Source organism: Cytobacillus sp. FSL R5-0377 (assembly GCF_038004385.1).
Taxonomy (GTDB): domain Bacteria; phylum Bacillota; class Bacilli; order Bacillales; family Cytobacillaceae; genus Cytobacillus.
The window spans coordinates 3465910-3484536 of sequence record NZ_JBBORA010000001.1 but is presented as its reverse complement, the minus strand read 5'-3'; the positions used below and the strand labels follow the sequence as shown (position 1 = coordinate 3484536).

Genomic DNA, 18627 nt, shown 5'->3' with positions numbered 1-18627 from the left:
CAAACCAAGTTATGAAACATATAAAAAAGAAGCCCCAAAAAGGAGCTTCATGGTCAATTTTGTTTCTGTAGTTCGTCTTTTACGAGGACTGCTTTGATTTTAAAATAATCTATTTCATCCGGAAGTTCTTCTTTAATTGGCTTAAGCTTGTCTTTTCCAGCTTTCTCAGCTGCCTGCAAAACAAGCTTTTCTTCCGTTTCGTTAAAAATATCAGACCAGTCAATTGCGTTGCCTTCTTTGACCGACCGGAAGATATGCTCCTGAATCGTTATGGGTGAAAAGTTTCGTTTTTTGGCTATTTCTCTTATGGACATCCCATCCATATAATAATCATAGGAAATCTGGTAGCTTGGACGGTCATCCTGTGATTCCTCTGTCATTGATGGCGGCTCTGCTGAAGGCATGGGAGAAATATCATGTTCTTCGGCAAATTCTTTGATTGCCTGAATAAAATACTCCCCATACTTATCAAACTTCATTTGTCCTACACCTTTTATATTCAACATCATATCTTTAGTCACAGGAAAATAACGGCACATTTCTTTTAATGCGGTATCAGCAAACACAACAAAAGGAGGCACATTTTCTTTATCTGCAATCTCTTTCCTGAGCCTTCTCAGCATCTCAAAAAGTTCAATGTTTTCATCTGCTTCCTGAACCAGTACAGGCTTACTAATTTTCATGGACAGTTTTTTCTGTCCTTTTAAGACAGGTATGGCATTTTCTGAAAGCCTTACTGTCGGATATTTCCCATCTGTTAATACAAGATAACCCTCAGCAAGCAAATAATTGATCATATCAGCAATCTCTTTTTCTTTGCGGTTTTTCATCAGCCCAAATGTTGATAGTTTATTAAAATTTAGTTCACGGATTCTTTTATTGCCCGAGCCTTTCAAAACCTGGGCTGTCATTGAAACACCAAATCTTTCTCCCATCCGCTTTATGCACGAAAAAATCATTAAAGCTTCCTGAGTAATATCAATGCTTGTCCGTTCATCCATGCAGCTGCTGCATTTGCCGCAGCGGATAGCTTCAGCATTCTCATCAAAGTAATCAATGATATAGGATTGAAGACATTTTTCAGTATGGCAGTAATTAATCATATCCTTTAACTTACTATATTCCTGCTCCATCTTACGTGGGTCAAGACTGCTTTCCTCTATCAAAAATTTCTGCAGCTGGATATCCTGAGGGGCAAACAGCAAATAACATATGCTATCCTCTCCATCTCTTCCCGCCCTTCCCGCTTCCTGATAATAAGCTTCAATATTCCGCGGAAGATTATAGTGGATAACATATCTGACATTGGATTTATCAATCCCCATTCCAAAAGCATTTGTTGCAACCATAATATTTGATTCATCGAAGACAAAGGCATCCTGTGCTTTTTTCCGTTCTTCTTCCTTTAAGCCTGCATGATATTTGGCAACTGAGCAGTTCCTGCCTTTTAAAAACTGGTACAGCTGGTCTGTCTCTCTACGGCTTGAAGTATAAATAATTCCAGCTTCGTTTTTATGTTTATTTAGGGTCTGCAGTATGAAATCTCTTTTGTTAACACCTTTCAGCACTTGAAAGGATAGGTTATCCCTTGCAAAACCAGTAACAAACGTATTGTCCTCGCTAATGTTCAGTAGCCTGCGAATATCTTCTGCGACATCCTGTGTTGCTGTTGCGGTCAAAGCAGCGATCACAGGTTCCTGATTCAAATTGCCCAGCTCTGAAACAACGGAACGATAACTTGGCCGGAAGTCATGCCCCCATTGCGAAATGCAATGTGCTTCATCAAATATAATGGCATTTATTGAAATATTGTTTAACAACTCCAAAAAGGCCATGGACCCGAACCGTTCCGGAGCCACATACACGAGCTTATATTTTCCATTGCGTATTCCAGCTGAAATGTGCTGATATTCTTCAGACGACAATGTACTGTTAATATAAGCAGCCGGAATGCCTGCAGTTCTGAGGGCATCTACTTGATCCTTCATCAGGGAAATTAAGGGAGAAATCACAATGGCCGTTCCGGGGAGTACAAGAGCGGGGATTTGAAAGCAGATTGACTTTCCGCCTCCAGTTGGGAGAATGCCAAGAGTATTGGTCTGTGATAGAATATTCTGAATAATCTCCTGTTGGCCGGGACGGAAAGAAGTATATCCAAAATATTTTTTTAAATAGTTTTCGGCTTGTGCCAGCAAATTGATCACCAACTCAATTAAGTATAGTTTGCCTTTCAGTACCATGATACCAAAGCTTTTTTTAAAAGTAATCTAAAAGAAGGGTACAAATTTCACTTATATCTAAAGGCTCTTTTTGTAGAGATTGTTGTTTTTCGATATCGATGTTGTCCGTTGATTGCAGCGTAGGGAGGCTCAAGCGTTCCGCGGGGCAAGCGTTGAGTCACCTCGACGCTGCGCGTCTGAGGGGTCTCACATGTCCCGCTACTCCCGCTGTAGTCTCGCACCTTCCGCTACAATCAACTCAGTAAATTAAACTGGCTTATGAAAAAGCAATAAACTTTACCAAACAGCCTATCTAAAAGAACACCTTCTGAAAAAGTTCAGAAGGTGTCTGCTATTATTAAAGCGAAATTTTTTCTACAGCATCAACAGAGAACCCCAGCCACTTGGAAGCAATTTTAGAAAAAATGGCCGTGGAGCCAGTTGTACAGAACTTATATTCAGGACTCTCATTCACAGCTTTAAGAAGGCCGTAGTGGTGCAGAATGGTACTTGCTTCCCTTGCTGTTTCCTCTCCGGAGCTGATCACCTTTACATCTTTACCCATTACTTTTTTAATAATCTGTTCTAATAAAGGATAATGAGTACATCCAAGAATGAGTGTATCCATTCCTTTTCCTTTTAAAGGCTGAAGAGTCTCAGCCACTATTTTTTTGGCAACTGAGCCTTCATACTCCCCGCTCTCTACAAGGGGAACGAATTTTGGACATGCCAGACTATGCACGGCAGACCTGCTGTTGATTTGAATCAGCGCATTTTCATATGCCTTGCTTTTGACTGTGCCCTCTGTACCAATGACACCAATTATATGATTTTTTGTCACTTTAATAGCTGTTCTTGCGCCGGGAAAAATGACACCGATAACCGGTATCGGCAATTCCCTGCGTATTTCCTCCAGAGCAACAGCAGTAGCTGTATTACATGCTATAACCAGCATTTTAATGTTCTTTTTAAGCAGGTACTCCGTCATTTGCCAGGTAAAGGATTTCACCTCTTCCCCAGGCCGCGGTCCGTACGGGCAGCGTGCTGTATCTCCGACGTATACAATATCTTCATTTGGAAGCTGCCTCATGATTTCTTTTGCGACCGTTAAGCCTCCCACTCCGGAGTCAATTATTCCTATTGGTTGTTTCAAAAATACCGCCTCATTCTCCGCGCATATCATGGTGTAATTTCATTAGGTTGTCTTTTAAGAACAAGACCTCATTATGTGAAAAATCTTTAAGAACCTCTTTTAAGTAATCCTGGCGTTTTTTAATCACTTCTTCAATAATCCGTTCTCCTTCATCAAGCAGGTGAATCCGGACTACTCTTCGGTCATTAGGATCCTTCACTCTTTTTACAAGGCTGTTTTTCTCCATTCGGTCAACAAGATCTGTTGTCGTGCTGCACGCAAGATACATTTTATTGGACAGCTCTCCGATGGTCATATCGCCTTCTTCAAACAGCCATTGCAATGCCACAAACTGAGGAGGGGTAATGGTAAAATCACTAAGAATTTCCCTTCCCTTTTGCTTGATAATTCCAGATATGTATCTCAAGTCTTTTTCAATTTCAGCTACAACATCATTAATTTCATTTGTTTTAGGATCTTCCAGCTTCATTCATAAACACTCCCATTTAAGCTTTTACGATGTTTCTGCCCTTGTGCATTTATTTTCACCTTTTTCCGTATAAATTTCAAGATAGAAATAAATCCAATAATGAAATGATCCCTGTATAAATGTGATAACCGGCCTCCCAGAAGGATAGCCGGTCTAAAATTAAAGTTCTAGCTCTCCCATTCGAAGGAGCTCTACAACAGCTTGTGATCGCCCCTTTACACCAAGCTTTTGCATGGCATTAGAAATGTGGTTTCGAACCGTTTTTTCACTAATAAACAATTCACCAGCGATTTCCCTTGTTGTTTTATCTTGTACTAACAATTCGAATACTTCTCTTTCTCGTTTGGTGAGTAACGGCTTGTGAGTATATTCATTCTCCTTCAAGTATTGTAACCCTCCTTGCCTTTCGCCAGCTATGAACCGCGGGATGGGTATATATTTAGTCACCATATCATATGTCAGCAAAACAGCCGAAGTGACTATATTTAGTGAAAGGAGAAAGTTATTTTCAGGAAATGTGCCAATGTGACGCTAGGCTCGTACTTTAACCCCGCTATTCAGCATTTCTTTCACATTTTCTGTCCAAGGCACACCCTTGCCTGTCACCTTTGATATCTGCACCATCGTCCCCCTGCCGGTGAAGCAGACTGAACCATCTGATTTTTTGCCCATATAATGAAGATCAACAGAGGAATTCCCTATTGAAGCAGCTTTTACATAAATCTGTATGTCTTCATCAAAGAAAACCTGGCTGATAAAATCGCATTGAAGGTCTGCTACGACTGGTATGGTTTCATTGTTTGGCTTTACCCAGTCCTGCATCAAGCCCTTGCTTTTGAAGAATTCTATCCGTGCTTCTTCATAATATGTAAATGGAACGGTATTGTTCAAATGTCCGAACATATCAGTTTCAGAAAATCTGACTTTTACCGGATGAAAGAAAATGAATTCTTCCTCCCATTTTTTAAAATCGTTTATATAGCTCAATTTTTTCATGCTGATTCCTCCCGATTAACTATGAATGAGCATTCACTCTGCTGTACTAATTATAATGTTTTTTGAATTATTTGAAAACCTTGAATCATATATAAATAATAACTCTTTTCTTATGCTTCCTTGAGTATACACCACACGAAGATTGCATTTTTGCAAGAAACAAAGTATATGGATATAGACCAAAAACCCCTCTCCAAAAGGAAAGGGGCTTTATCATGTTTAGATTTGGTCGCTTCCAAAGAAGTTTTTGAAAGACTGGAATGTTGTATCGCGGTTTAGTGCCGCAATGGATGTTGTTAAAGGAATTCCTTTCGGGCAGGACTGTACGCAGTTTTGAGAGTTTCCACAATTGGCAAGTCCGCCATCACCCATGATTTGCTCCAGACGTTCAGCTTTATTCATCTCACCAGTTGGATGAGCATTGAACAAGCGAACCTGTGATAAAGGAGCTGGTCCAATAAAGTCAGATTTGCTGTTAACGTTCGGACATGCTTCCAGGCAAACACCGCATGTCATACACTTTGAAAGTTCATATGCCCATTGGCGCTTTCTCTCAGGCATACGCGGTCCCGGTCCCAAATCATACGTGCCATCGATCGGAATCCATGCTTTAACCTTTTTCAGGGAATCAAACATACGGCTTCTGTCGACCTGCAGGTCACGGACTACAGGGAACGTGCGCATCGGCTCAAGACGGATCGGCTGTTCGAGCTGATCTACAAGTGCTGTACATGACTGGCGCGGCTTTCCGTTAATAATCATAGAACAAGCACCACATACTTCTTCAAGGCAGTTCATATCCCACGCGATTGGAGTCGTTTCTTCACCCTTCACGTTAACCGGATTACGGCGGATTTCCATAAGGGCTGAAATAACGTTCATGTTCGGACGATATTCAATTTCAAACTCTTCCTGATAAGGGGCTGAATCAGGAGTATCCTGGCGGCTGATTACAAAACGGACTGTTTTAGTTTTTGTTTCTTGCATGGTTTAGTTCTCCCCTTTCTTTTTGGAATAGTCACGCTTACGCGGTGGAATTAAGCTTACATCAATGTCTTCATAATGGAATGCAGGAGCAGAGTTGGCATCAACAAACTTCGCCATTGTTGTTTTCATGAATTCCTCATCATTACGTTCAGGGAAGTCCGGCTTATAGTGTGCACCGCGGCTTTCATTACGGTTATAGGCACCAATTGTAATAACACGTGCCAATTGAAGCATATTCTGCAGCTGGCGCGTAAAGCTTGCACCCTGATTGCTCCACTTTGCAGTATCATTAATATTAATGTTTTTATAGCGCTCCATAAGTTCAACAATCTTCTCATCTGTTTTCAAAAGCCTGTCGTTATGGCGGACAACCGTTACATTGTCTGTCATCCACTCACCAAGCTCTTTATGAAGGACATATGCATTCTCTGTGCCGTCAAATGACATGATATTATTCCATTTTTCTTCTTCCTGTTTTACATGGCGATCAAATAATGATGATGGCAGATCTTCAGCACTCTTATCTAAGCCGCTGATATACTTGACCGCATTCGGTCCTGCTACCATACCTCCATAAATCGCTGATAGAAGAGAGTTGGCTCCAAGACGGTTAGCACCGTGCTGTGAATAATCACATTCACCCGCTGCAAACAAGCCAGGAATATTTGTCATCTGATCATAGTCAACCCATAATCCGCCCATTGAATAATGGACAGCAGGGAAGATTTTCATTGGAACTTTACGCGGGTCTTCGCCCTGGAATTTCTCATAGATTTCGATGATTCCGCCAAGCTTAATATCAAGCTCTTTCGGGTCTTTATGAGAAAGATCAAGGTATACCATGTTCTCCCCATTTATACCAAGCTTCTGATTAACACACACGTCAAAAATTTCACGGGTTGCAATATCACGAGGCACCAGGTTTCCATATGCAGGATACTTCTCTTCAAGGAAGTACCATGGTTTTCCATCCTTATATGTCCATACTCGTCCGCCTTCACCACGTGCAGATTCACTCATAAGGCGAAGTTTATCATCACCAGGAATAGCTGTTGGATGAATCTGAATAAATTCCCCATTTGCATAATAAGCACCTTGCTGATAAACGATGGAAGCCGCTGAGCCTGTGTTAATGACAGAGTTAGTGGATTTTCCGAAAATAATTCCCGGTCCGCCGGAAGCCATAATAACGGCATCTGCGGCGAAAGACTTAATTTCCATAGAAGTCAGGTTCTGGGCAACGACGCCTTTACAAGCTCCATCATCATCAATAACAACCCCTAAGAATTCCCATCCCTCATACTTTGTCACTAATCCAGCTACTTCATGGCGGCGGACCTGCTCGTCCATTGCATAAAGCAGCTGCTGTCCAGTTGTAGCACCTGCAAACGCAGTACGGTGATGCTGCGTTCCCCCAAAGCGGCGGAAGTCGAGCAGTCCTTCAGGTGTGCGGTTAAACATTACACCCATCCGGTCAAATAAATGAATAATGCCAGGTGCAGCCTCTGCCATTGCTTTTACAGGCGGCTGGTTTGCCAGGAAGTCTCCGCCATAGATTGTATCGTCAAAATGAATCCAAGGAGAATCGCCTTCCCCTTTTGTATTTACCGCTCCGTTGATGCCGCCCTGGGCACAAACAGAGTGAGAACGTTTAACCGGTACCAGAGAAAATAACTCAACCGGAGTCCCAGATTCTGCTACTTTAATTGTCGCCATCAAACCGGCTAGTCCGCCGCCGACAACTATAACTTTTCCTTTACCCATCGTGACTCACTCCCTTAATACTTGTAAAAAAAGCGCAAGCACCCGCTTGACGGCACTTCAATGGCTGGCCGATCGTTTAATCTGCCATAAGTGATGCATTTTGCTTTGCGCTTTCAATGATGCGGAGCCGGGCAAATGCCCAATTCCCTTTTTATCCGATCAAGTCTAATAATCTCTCAAGTCAATTAAATAAATGCTGTCAAAGCACGTACACCAACAATAGATAGTGCAATGAAAATTCCGATTGTTACGTAAGTGGAAATAACTTGTGAACGAGGAGATACTGTAATTCCCCAGCTGACAAAGAATGACCAAAGCCCATTAGCAAAGTGGAAAATTGCAGAAATAACTCCAATAATATAGAACCAGAACATAAATGGATTAGACAGGATATTCTCCATCATCTGAAAGTTAACTTCTGCTCCAAAGGCAGCCTGCACACGTGTTTCCCAAACATGCCATGCAACAAATACCAGCGTAATGACACCTGAAACACGCTGAAGCATAAACATCCAGTTGCGGAAATATCCATATCTGCTTGTGTTGTTTTTCGCAGTAAAAGCAATATAAAGGCCATAGATTGCGTGGAACAGCAGTGGTAAATAGATTACAAACGTTTCAAGGAAAATTCTAAATGGAAGACTTTCCATAAAATGCGCCGCATTATTAAAAGATTCCTCTCCCCCTGTTGCAAAATGGTTCACTACAAGGTGCTGCATCAAAAACAATCCAACCGGTATTACTCCAAGTAATGAATGCAATCTGCGATTAAAAAACTCACGATTACCTGCCATAAACTTTCCCCCCCTGATTTTAAAAAAACGATGCTGAGCCCCCGCTCAGGACATCATCTCGAAAATGTTATTCATTTTCTTACAATTATGTGACATGTCCATTTTACTCCCAAGATAATAGAGCGTCAAGAAAACGGATACATAAAATGTTCCATATTAATAAAATTTTTAAAAAATAGAAGCAGCTGAAAAACATATAAATCTCTGAGGTTCTATATGACCTAAATGCTGCTCTCCAGTATACTGAAATAGTAATTATTTCTATGCAAATCGTTCTATTTTTTCCCGAATTGATATTAACTCCCCATGCATATTGTATATAATAGAAACATAGAAAGAGGGGAGACTATTGAGCGAATTAGCATCTGCGAAATCCACTAATGAAGATCCTATACAGTCAGTACCGGCATTTGGCTATGAACTAATCCGGGAAGTGCTTTTGCATGACCTTTTAGGAAATGAAGCACCGGAAATTTTATATTGGGCCGGCAAAAGGCTTGCACGCATGTATCCTCTGGAAACAGCTGAACAGATTGCCGAGTTTTTTATAAATGCCGGCTGGGGCAGCCTTTTAATCGCAAACGAAACTAAACATGAACTTGAAATGATATTATCAAGCCCGCTGATTGCTGACCGCCTGCAAAAAAACAATAACAGCACATTTCAGCTTGAGGCTGGTTTTATTGCCCAGCAGATTGAATTTCAAAAAGAAGTTGTTTGTGAGGCATTCGAACATCCCCGCAAGAAAACCGGCAAAATTCTTATTACGGTGAAATGGGATAAAAAGGACCCTGCTGATTAACACCTCATATGTACAAACAATAAGCTATCAAGTTATGATAGCTTATTGCAGCTTGTAGACAAAGTCTGCTTTGCAGACCACGTCTACAAGCTTTTTTTGTATAATTAGATTGAAAAGATTTTTTGTGGGGGATTCAAATGTTATCAAAACACGTAGAAGATGGAAGAAATCAAATAGAAATGGTCGCTCTTGACCAATTAGTGCCTGAAGATCACCTGGTTAGAAAGATCGAACAAGCTATTAATTTTGAATTCATTTATGACCTAGTAAAAGATAAGTATAGCTTAGACAATGGGAGACCTAGTATTGACCCTGTTGTCCTTGTTAAAATGGTGTTCATTCAATATCTATTTGGCATACGCTCGATGCGTCAAACAATTAAAGAGATTGAGACCAACGTAGCCTATCGTTGGTTTATTGGGTATGGGTTCACAGAGAAAGTTCCTCATTTTTCAACCTTCGGTAAAAACTACGCACGACGCTTTCACAATACGGACCTTTTTGAACAAATCTTCTATCGTATCTTAAAAGAAGCCATGACAAAGGGATTGGTCGACCCATCAGTTGCTTTTATTGATTCTACCCATGTAAAAGCGAATGCGAATAAAAAGAAGTTTGAGAAGAAAATAGCTCGTGTTGAAACAAGAAGTTACCAAGCTCAGCTAGATGAAGAAATTAATATCGACCGTGAGGAACACGGAAAAAAGCCCTTCCCCCCACAGAATAAAGAAGAGTCAAAAGAAATAAAGGTCAGTACAACAGATCCTGAAAGTGGCTATTATGTAAAAGATGAACGGGAGAAATTATTTGCTTATTCATTTCATACAGCATGTGATTCTCGTGGGTTTATCTTAGGTTCTCTTGTCACTGGTGGAAATGTTCATGATAGTCGCATGTTAGACCAACTCGTCACTCAAGTCAGGGATAAAGTTGGAAAGCCTGAATCTATCGCAGTTGATGCTGGATATAAGACACCCCACATAGCAAAATTCCTTATGGATCAAGAGATTAGACCCGTTATGCCCTACACTCGTCCGAGAACAAAAGACGGATATCTTAAAAAGTACGACTACGTATATGATGAACATTTTGATTGCTATATTTGTCCTGAAGGACAAATCCTTCCTTACCGCACAACGACTAGAGATGGCTACAAACAGTACACTTCAAATCCACAAAAGTGTAAAGAATGCCCTCTTTTAGAACGTTGTACTCAAAGCCAAAATCACACTAAAATGATTCATCGGCATTTATGGCAGGGTTACATAGATGAAGTGGAACATCTGAGACATACCGAACTGAATAAAACGTTATATGCAAAGCGCAAAGAAACGATCGAACGTGTCTTTGCGGATGCAAAAGAAAAGCATGGCATGCGTTGGACGACCCTAAGAGGGCTTAAAAAAGTTTCAATGCAGGCGATGCTTACTTTCGCTGCTATGAACCTTAAGAAACTGGCAAATTGGACATGGCGAGGACCATGTCCAGCTTAATTATTGAGGTATGCCAACTGAAAAATATGATAAAACCCCAGTTTCACAAAATGAAACTGGGGTTTGTCTACGGTCTGACAATAAGCTATCAAGTTATGATAGCTTATTGTTCATATCTTCTGAATTACGCCTTAACTGCAGAAACAGTCAGGTTGAATGCTTCATGTAAAGCATCAACCGCATCAATCATTCTGCCGTTCTCCACAACCGCCGACACTTTAATTTCTGACGTGCTTACCATTTTCACCTGAATTTCGTTCGCTGAAAGCACTTCGAACATTTCTGCAGCCACACCCGGGTTGGAAATCATGCCTGAGCCGACAATCGAGACTTTGGCAAGTCCGGATTCCCACTCAATGCGTTCATAATTTAATTGTTCTCTGTGCTTTTCCATAACTTTCACTGTATCTGTCAAATCTTCATTCTTAATTGAGAATGATAGGTTAGTTGTCTGGGCTTCTGTCATGCTCTGGATAATGATATCAACATTAATGTGATTTTTGGCAAGCGCCGAGAAAATAGTAGACAGCCCAGTCAGTGAGTTCGGAAGACCGATAATCGTTACCCTTGTTATGTCATCTTCAAAAGCTACACCGCGCACGACTAAATTTTGTTCCATTTTTACTTCCTCCTCAATGATTGTTCCTGCTTCCTTCTCAAGGCTTGAACGCACTTCAAGCGGAAGGCCATAGTTTTTAGCAAATTCAACTGCTCTTGGATGAAGTACACCAGCACCCAAATTAGCCAGCTCAAGCATTTCATCATAGGAAACAGAATGCAGCTTTCGGGCATTCTTTATAAAGCGGGGGTCGGTTGTAAACACGCCGGTAACATCTGTATAAATATCACATTTATCAGCTTTAAGTGCTGCCGCCAGTGCAACAGCTGTTGTATCAGACCCGCCGCGGCCAAGTGTTGTGATGGAACCATTTTCAGTCATCCCCTGGAAGCCTGCTACAATTACAATTTTCCCCTGGTTTAATTCCCCCTGAATGATCTCTGGTTCAATATTCACTATTCTCGCATTGCCATGAACGGCTTCTGTCTTAATACCTGCCTGCCATCCTGTAAAAGAAACGGCTGGATGTCCTTTTGCATTTAATGCCATCGCTAATAAAGAGATGGTTACCTGTTCACCCGTTGTAAGCAGCATGTCCATTTCCCGTTTATCTGGTGAGGGAGAGATCTCCCTTGCCATGCCAACGAGCTGATCAGTTGTTTTGCCCATTGCTGAAACAACCACAACCACATCGTTTCCCCGTTTTTTTTCTTCAATTACCCGATTGGCGACATTTTGAATTCTGTCTACAGTCCCTACGGACGTGCCTCCAAATTTCTGCACAATGATACCCACAGCTTTCCCTTCTTTCTGAAGAACTCGTAATTTGTTGATTTGCCGTCCTATGTAAGTGAAGCATGACAATTGACTCTGCTGTATTTGACAATGGCCTAAAATGTAACCTGCCCTTTTTGGCAATAAAAAAAGCAATGGAATAGATAAACTATCCCATTGCTGTGCAGCCAAAATGTATAAGTGAGCAAACACAGTGAGATAGCTCTCCAGGACGGCAATGTCCTGACAATCCTGCATTTATTCAATGCAGAACCAGCAGAAAAAATGATGAGATTTTCCCCACTTCGGCAAACATACCCTTTCAAAGCTTTTCATGGAAGCTCATTCTTCTCCAAGCTTTTACTGATGAAGTTCGCACCTCTACCTTCACTTAACGATTAAGTCCAATAGTTTTGATTTTATTATTCAAACTAAAAGGACATGTGCTTTATCGCTATAAAGTGATATTGATATAAAGTTTCAATTAGTATAACATGTCTGAATTTTTCTGTCTATATCCATTTAAGACTTAGTATTTCCATTTTGTTCCTCAAGCCTCTGCTTTAACTCTTCAGCTACATTCGCGGGTATACCTATTTTTCTAAACTCCTCAATTGACGCCTCTTTCATTTTCTTTACAGATCCAAAGGCCTTCAGCAGCTGTTTTTTTCGCTTTTCGCCTATGCCTGGAATTTCATCCAAAATAGACTGAAAGGCGCTTTTTCCGCGAAGCTGGCGATGAAAAGTAATCGCAAAGCGATGCACTTCATCCTGAATTCTCTGCAGCAGGTAAAATTCCTGGCTGTTCCTTGCGAGCGGAATAATTTGTAAAGGGTTACCATATAAAAGCTGTGAAGTTCGGTGCTTCTCATCCTTCACCAGGCCTGAAATCGGAATATCCAGACCAAGCTCATTTTCTAGAACATCCCGTACGGCTTCAACATGCCCCTTTCCTCCATCAATTAAGATTAAGTCCGGAAGCGGCAGTTCTTCTTTCAGCACCCGTGTATATCTGCGCCGGACTACTTCTCTCATGGATTCATAATCATCAGGACCTTTGACGGACTTTATTTTATATTTACGGTACTCTCTTTTCTCCGGTTTCCCATCAATAAAGACAATCATGGCTGAAACAGGGTCTGTTCCCTGTATATTTGAATTATCAAATGCTTCAATCCGGTGAGGAGTATAAATTCCAAGCTGTTCCCCCAGATTTTCCACAGCTTTAATAGTCCGTTCTTCATCACGCTCTATTAATGAGAACTTCTCCTGAAGAGCAATTTTTGCATTCTTATATGCAAGCTTCACCAGGTCTTTTTTTTGCCCGCGCTGGGGCTTTAGTACTTTTACGTCTAGAAGCTGCTCTGCCATGACTGAATCAACAGAATCGGGTGCCAATATTTCACGTGGTTTAAAGTGATTCGCTTTAGTATAAAACTGGCCGAGGAACGTTAAAATTTCTTCTTCCGGCTCATTATAAATCGGGAACATAGATACATCCCGTTCGATGAGCTTGCCCTGTCTGATGAAGAAGACCTGTACACACATCCACCCTTTATCAACCGCATATCCAAATACATCCCGGTCGGTAAAATCCGTCATTGTCATTTTTTGCTTTTCCATCGTTGCATCTATATGGGCAATTTTATCCCTGAGTTCAGTTGCTCTTTCAAAGTCAAGTTCTTCAGCCGCAGCTGTCATTTTTGCAGTAAGGTCTTTTTTAATCTCTTTGTATCCGCCATTTAAAAATTTCGCAATTTCATCTGTCATTAGCTTGTATTGATCCTCACTTACTTCCTTTATACACGGTGCAAGACATTGGCCTAAGTGATAATAAAGGCAAACTCTGTCCGGAAGAGTTGAACATTTGCGGAGGGGATAAATACGGTCAAGCAGCTTTTTTGTTTCATTGGCAGCCTGCACATTGGGATAAGGGCCGAAATACTTTCCCCTGTCCTTTTTTACTTTTCTGGTTGTAATCAGACGGGGATGGCGCTCTGCCGTCAATTTAATAAAAGGGTAGCTTTTATCGTCCTTCAGCATTACATTATATTTGGGATCATATTTCTTAATCAGATTCATCTCAAGTATTAGTGCTTCCATGTCTGAAGAAGTGACAATGTACTCAAAGTCTACAATCTCATTAACAAGTCTCAGTGTTTTACCGTCATGTGAGCCTGTAAAATAGGATCTGACCCGGTTTTTGAGGATTTTAGCTTTCCCCACATAGATAATGGTTCCCTGCCTGTCCTTCATTAAATAGCAGCCTGGCTGAGCAGGAAGCAGCATCAGCTTATTTTTTATCGTTTCATTCATGGCTCTCCACCTCCCCGGATTAAAATTTCTATTACAAGCCTTTTAGCAAGGTTTTTTTATATAATTTGTGGTTTTCCAATTATCAATGTTGTCTGTTGCAAAAACAGCCTTGGGCAAAGATTAAATTTACCTTATTAAAAAACTTCGTCACAACTTGATTTACAAGCTGGCCATGAAGATTAGTTTGCATAGAAAGGCTGCATACTTATTATATCAGCTCGGGGACCTGCAGCATAACAGCTAAGCACACATGATAAAAAAATCCCGATGTCCGCATGGGACACCGGGATTTTCTTTATAGATTAAGCATGCTTTGAAAGTAATTCAGCAAGAGCTTCTTTGGGCTGGAATCCAACAGCTTTATCAACCACTTCACCGTCTTTAAAAACGATTAGAGTTGGGATGCTCATTACGCCAAACTTGCCGGCTGTTTCCTGATTTTCGTCGACATCGAGTTTTACAATTTTCACTTTATCGCCCATTTCAGAATCAAGTTCTTCTAATACAGGAGCGATCATTTTACAAGGGCCGCACCAAGGAGCCCAGAAATCTGCCAATACTAATCCCGAACCAGTTTCGGCAGTGAAGTTTTGGTCAGTTGCGTGTGTAATAGCCATTTGATATGCCTCCTAAAATTTAACTCAAATACTAACGACAGTATATCATCGTTTATACTATGTTGCGAATAATCTGCTCGATCGTAATTTACCCTGTTTAATGGAGATTATTCTCTTTCTTTCAGCATGACATTATGTATAATGGGCGGCCAATTGCCGCCCATTGGTTCAACTATCTTATGCGTTTACTTTTAGCTTTTTGAACTCTTCTGTCAGCATCGGAACAACCTCGAACAGGTCTCCGACAATACCGTAATCAGCTACTTTAAAAATATTGGCTTCCGGATCCTTGTTAATGGCTACGATTACTTTGGAATTGGACATCCCTGCTAAATGCTGAATAGCTCCTGAGATACCGCATGCAATATACAGATCTGGTGTTACCACCTTACCTGTCTGTCCAATTTGCAATGAATAGTCGCAATAATCTGCATCGCAGGCACCGCGTGAAGCCCCTACAGCTCCGTTTAAAACAGCAGCAAGCTCTTTTAATGGCTCAAAACCTTCCTCACTCTTAACACCGCGGCCGCCAGCAATAATAACCTTAGCTTCAGATAAATCAACACCTTCACTCGCTTTGCGGACAACTTCCTTAATGATTGTGCGAAGATCTTTGATTTCAGCAGCAACAGAAGCAACATCTCCTGATCTTGATTCATCCTTTTCCAAAGGAGCTATATTATTTGGACGAATGGTTGCAAACAGAAGGCCATCTGTCACAATTTTCTTCTCAAATGCTTTGCCTGAATAAATCGGGCGTGTAAAGACCAGGTTGCCTCCTGCTTCTTCAAGGCTTGTTACGTCAGAGATTAAACCAGACTCAAGCTTGGCAGCAATTTTAGGAGCAAGGTCTTTTCCCAATGCTGTATGTCCAAAAATCAGGCCATCCGGACTCTCGGAATCAATCACAGCCATTATCGCCTGTGAAAAACCATCTGGAGTATACTGCTTCAGCTTCTCATCTTCAACTGTTACAACACGGTCAGCACCATAGTGGATCATTTCATTAGCTAAAGCGCTTACAGAGTCACCAATTAAAACACCTACAACTTCTCCGCCTTCTGATGCAGTCTTTCCGGCTGCAACAGCTTCGAAGGATACATTACGCAATGAACCGTCACGGACTTCACCTAACACTAATACTTTTCTAGCCATATGTTTTACCCCCTGCGTTATTATTAATCAGTTATTGATGATCAGACAACTTTAGCTTCAGTATGAAGAAGCTTCACCAGTTCCTTAACTTGATCTTCCAATTCGCCTTCAAGAACTTTTCCCGCTTCTTTTTTAGGCGGCAAATAGATTTCAATTGTCTTTGTCTTAGCTTCAACATCGTCCTCTTCAAGATCAAGATCGTCAAGCTCAAGCTCATCAAGAGGTTTCTTTTTCGCCTTCATAATTCCCGGCAAGGATGGATAGCGAGGCTCATTCAGACCCTGCTGGGCAGTGACCAATAATGGAAGAGATGTCTCAATTACTTCTGAATCCCCTTCAACATCACGCACTACTGTGGCAGAACTGCCATTAATATCAAGCTTAGTAATCGTTGTTACATAGGAAATGCCCAAAATCTCTGCTACACGCGGTCCAACCTGTCCAGATCCACCATCAATTGCTACATTTCCAGCAATGATTAAGTCAGCATCTTTGTCCTTCAAGTATTCGGATAAGATTTTTGCCGTCGTGAACTGATCCCCATTTTCAATATCATCTTCTGTATTTATTAAAACTGCTTTATCTGCACCCATCGCAAGAGCGGTACGGAGCTGCTTTTCAGCTTCTTCTGTTCCCACAGAAACAACTGTTACTTCTCCGCCATTCGCATCACGAACCTGGATTGCTTCTTCAATTGCATATTCATCATATGGATTAATGATAAACTCAGCGCCATCTTCATTGATTTTGCCGCCGGAGATTGTAATTTTTTCTTCAGTATCAAATGTTCTCTTCATTAATACGTAGATGTTCATGATTTCCCTCCTAGTAATTAGGCAGTGTCAGAAAACAAAGCCATTAATTAAAACATTTCTTCACTTCAAAAGATTAAAAAAATTTAAAGCGTACAGAAAGGCTGATCTGCCTGGAACTGCCCGCTTATTTTAGAATTGAGCGGGCGCTCGCTCACAGACCATAACAAAACTTGTGAAAAATTAAATAAAACGCTTACATGTCTATTATAATAGATTATTAGGATGAATGAAATCTTTCAGCTCAAATCTTTTAAGCACTATTTTCCGGCAAAGTTTGGCTCCCGCTTATTAATAAACGCTGATATACCTTCCTTCCCATCTTCAGATACGAATACTTCTCCGAATAATTCCGCTTCTTTTTTTACACCCTCGTAGAATTGTCCCGTTTTTCCATAGTTTAATAGCTCAATGGCTGCCTTAATGGAGCCAGGGCTTTTCTTGGCAATTTTCTTTGCCAAATTATAGGCATTTTCCAAAAGCTGCTCTTCAGGATAAGAATGGTTAGCCAAGCCGTATTGCACTGCTTCCAGCCCGGTAATTGGGGCACTTGTGAAAAGCATTTCCGCTGCACGGGCTGCACCTACATAGCGGGGAAGCCGCTGAGTTCCCGCAAATCCGGGAATCAATCCAAGCTGAAGCTCCGGCAGACCGAGCTTTGCGTTATCAGCTACAAGTCGGAAATGACAGCCCATTGCAAGCTCCAGGCCGCCGCCAAGCGCCGCACCATGAATGGCTGCAATAATTGGCTTAGGGAACTTTTCCATTCGCTCAAAAAGATTCTGTCCATAGGTCGCTAAGCTTGAGAAATCCTCTCCGCTTTCAATAGTTGTAAATTCTTTTATATCAGCACCTGCTGAAAAGAATCTGCCTTCTCCGTGAATTAGGATAACTCTGACATCATTATTATCTTCAACTTCGTCCAGGACAGCTGAAAGCTCTTTTAATACACCTGATGAAAGAGCATTCGCAGGCGGACGTTCAATTGTAATCGTTGCTATAAAGTCATTATGGGACCATTTCAGGTATTCCATCCTATCCCTCCTACCATATTATTAGCACTTTATCATTTCAAGGCCTTCCGCACCCGCTGATTAAAAGTTTATGAACAGGCTCTGCCAATGCAGTAAGATCATATTTCTGCTCGTTCATTACCCATGTGGTCACTGTTTCGTCCATTGTACCAAAAATCATCTGGCGCGCCAGCCTGATGTCCAGGTCAGCTGGAAACTCACCGCTCTTCCTGCCGTCATCAAGAATCCTTTCCACTAAAGTGAGGTAACCTTTGAGCACTTCATTGATCTTATGGCGAAGGTCTTTATTGGACTGCCTCAATTCGAGCTGGGTTACAATTGCCAGGTGCCTGTCTTCCGAGAGCATTCTAAAGTGCGATTCTACCATCATTAATAGTTTCTCTGCAGCTTTCTCTTTTCCTGCAATTTTTTCTTCAATTTTCTCAACAAAGTAGCCCATTTTATCCTGAAAGAGGGATATTAATATATCTTCTTTGTTTTTAAAATATAAGTAGATGGTGCCATCTGCGACACCAGCCTGTTTGGCGATTTTTGATACCTGAGCCTGGTGATAGCCATTTTCTGCGATCACGACTACAGCTGCATCAATAATCTGCCGGTATTTAGGCTTTGTTTTTTTCATGTGGCTCCCTCCTTTCAGAAAAAACGGGGGCATTAATTTTTAAAGAGCCGCAGGGGGAAAA

17 protein-coding genes and 1 riboswitch are annotated in these 18627 nt (G+C 41.3%); of the genes, 2 read left to right on the top strand and 15 right to left on the bottom strand.

Features of this window, described 5'->3' with window-relative positions; translation table 11 throughout:
* Positions 1 to 53: 53 nt before the first annotated feature.
* The 8 genes from recQ to NSQ49_RS17670 all read right to left on the bottom strand — a co-directional run bounded on the left by recQ (position 54) and on the right by NSQ49_RS17670 (position 8382).
* Positions 54 to 2240 carry a DNA helicase RecQ gene (recQ, locus tag NSQ49_RS17705; protein ID WP_251284742.1) on the bottom strand — a complete coding sequence of 729 codons (2187 nt, stop codon included), beginning with the start codon at positions 2238 to 2240 and terminating at the stop codon, positions 54 to 56.
* Between the two features lie 337 nt (positions 2241 to 2577).
* Positions 2578 to 3372 (bottom strand): glutamate racemase, encoded by a 795-nt coding sequence (racE, locus tag NSQ49_RS17700; RefSeq protein ID WP_159863359.1) that lies wholly within the window; start codon positions 3370 to 3372, stop codon positions 2578 to 2580.
* A gap of 10 nt (positions 3373 to 3382) precedes the next feature.
* Positions 3383 to 3841: a MarR family winged helix-turn-helix transcriptional regulator gene (locus NSQ49_RS17695; RefSeq protein WP_159863360.1), complete on the bottom strand. Its 459-nt coding sequence runs from the start codon at positions 3839 to 3841 to the stop codon at positions 3383 to 3385.
* 159 nt (positions 3842 to 4000) lie between these two features.
* The gene (locus NSQ49_RS17690) at positions 4001 to 4225 is read right to left on the bottom strand and encodes a helix-turn-helix domain-containing protein (RefSeq protein ID WP_009333184.1); all 225 of its coding nucleotides are present in this window, start codon (positions 4223 to 4225) and stop codon (positions 4001 to 4003) included.
* A gap of 147 nt (positions 4226 to 4372) precedes the next feature.
* A complete protein-coding gene (locus NSQ49_RS17685; RefSeq protein WP_251284743.1) occupies positions 4373 to 4837 on the bottom strand; it encodes an acyl-CoA thioesterase in 465 nt (154 codons plus the stop codon).
* 219 nt (positions 4838 to 5056) lie between these two features.
* Positions 5057 to 5824: a succinate dehydrogenase iron-sulfur subunit gene (sdhB, locus tag NSQ49_RS17680; protein WP_159863362.1), complete on the bottom strand. Its 768-nt coding sequence runs from the start codon at positions 5822 to 5824 to the stop codon at positions 5057 to 5059.
* A gap of 3 nt (positions 5825 to 5827) precedes the next feature.
* Positions 5828 to 7588, bottom strand: a complete 1761-nt coding sequence (gene sdhA, locus NSQ49_RS17675) for a succinate dehydrogenase flavoprotein subunit (RefSeq protein WP_251284744.1) — start codon at positions 7586 to 7588, stop codon at positions 5828 to 5830.
* Between the two features lie 185 nt (positions 7589 to 7773).
* Positions 7774 to 8382, bottom strand: a complete 609-nt coding sequence (locus NSQ49_RS17670) for a succinate dehydrogenase cytochrome b558 subunit (protein ID WP_159863363.1) — start codon at positions 8380 to 8382, stop codon at positions 7774 to 7776.
* Positions 8383 to 8731: 349 nt separating this feature from the next.
* Here NSQ49_RS17670 and NSQ49_RS17665 point away from each other — a divergent pair, with 349 nt between their 5' ends.
* Together NSQ49_RS17665 and NSQ49_RS17660 are read left to right on the top strand one after the other, a co-directional pair.
* Positions 8732 to 9184 (top strand): YslB family protein, encoded by a 453-nt coding sequence (locus NSQ49_RS17665; protein ID WP_159863364.1) that lies wholly within the window; start codon positions 8732 to 8734, stop codon positions 9182 to 9184.
* A gap of 137 nt (positions 9185 to 9321) precedes the next feature.
* Positions 9322 to 10677, top strand: coding sequence for an IS1182 family transposase (locus NSQ49_RS17660; protein WP_251285007.1), 1356 nt, complete (start codon positions 9322 to 9324; stop codon positions 10675 to 10677).
* Between the two features lie 124 nt (positions 10678 to 10801).
* Here NSQ49_RS17660 and NSQ49_RS17655 read toward each other — a convergent pair whose 3' ends face one another.
* The 7 genes from NSQ49_RS17655 to NSQ49_RS17625 form a co-directional block, all read right to left on the bottom strand.
* On the bottom strand, positions 10802 to 12031 hold the full coding sequence (locus NSQ49_RS17655; protein ID WP_159863365.1) for an aspartate kinase: 1230 nt from the start codon (positions 12029 to 12031) through the stop codon (positions 10802 to 10804).
* Positions 12032 to 12222: 191 nt separating this feature from the next.
* Positions 12223 to 12402: riboswitch (Lysine riboswitch) on the bottom strand.
* Between the two features lie 130 nt (positions 12403 to 12532).
* Positions 12533 to 14326, bottom strand: coding sequence for an excinuclease ABC subunit UvrC (uvrC, locus tag NSQ49_RS17650; RefSeq protein ID WP_251283951.1), 1794 nt, complete (start codon positions 14324 to 14326; stop codon positions 12533 to 12535).
* 302 nt (positions 14327 to 14628) lie between these two features.
* Positions 14629 to 14943: a thioredoxin gene (gene trxA / locus NSQ49_RS17645; RefSeq protein WP_159863367.1), complete on the bottom strand. Its 315-nt coding sequence runs from the start codon at positions 14941 to 14943 to the stop codon at positions 14629 to 14631.
* A 177-nt stretch (positions 14944 to 15120) separates the two neighbouring features.
* On the bottom strand, positions 15121 to 16098 hold the full coding sequence (locus tag NSQ49_RS17640; protein WP_159863368.1) for an electron transfer flavoprotein subunit alpha/FixB family protein: 978 nt from the start codon (positions 16096 to 16098) through the stop codon (positions 15121 to 15123).
* A 41-nt stretch (positions 16099 to 16139) separates the two neighbouring features.
* On the bottom strand, positions 16140 to 16913 hold the full coding sequence (locus tag NSQ49_RS17635) for an electron transfer flavoprotein subunit beta/FixA family protein (RefSeq protein WP_159863369.1): 774 nt from the start codon (positions 16911 to 16913) through the stop codon (positions 16140 to 16142).
* A 257-nt stretch (positions 16914 to 17170) separates the two neighbouring features.
* Entirely contained in the window at positions 17171 to 17944 is a 774-nt protein-coding gene (locus NSQ49_RS17630) for an enoyl-CoA hydratase (protein ID WP_251283950.1), read from the bottom strand.
* Positions 17945 to 17981: 37 nt separating this feature from the next.
* Complete coding sequence (locus NSQ49_RS17625; protein WP_159863371.1) at positions 17982 to 18566, bottom strand: TetR/AcrR family transcriptional regulator; 585 nt, start codon at positions 18564 to 18566, stop codon at positions 17982 to 17984.
* Between the last annotated feature and the right edge of the window lie 61 nt (positions 18567 to 18627).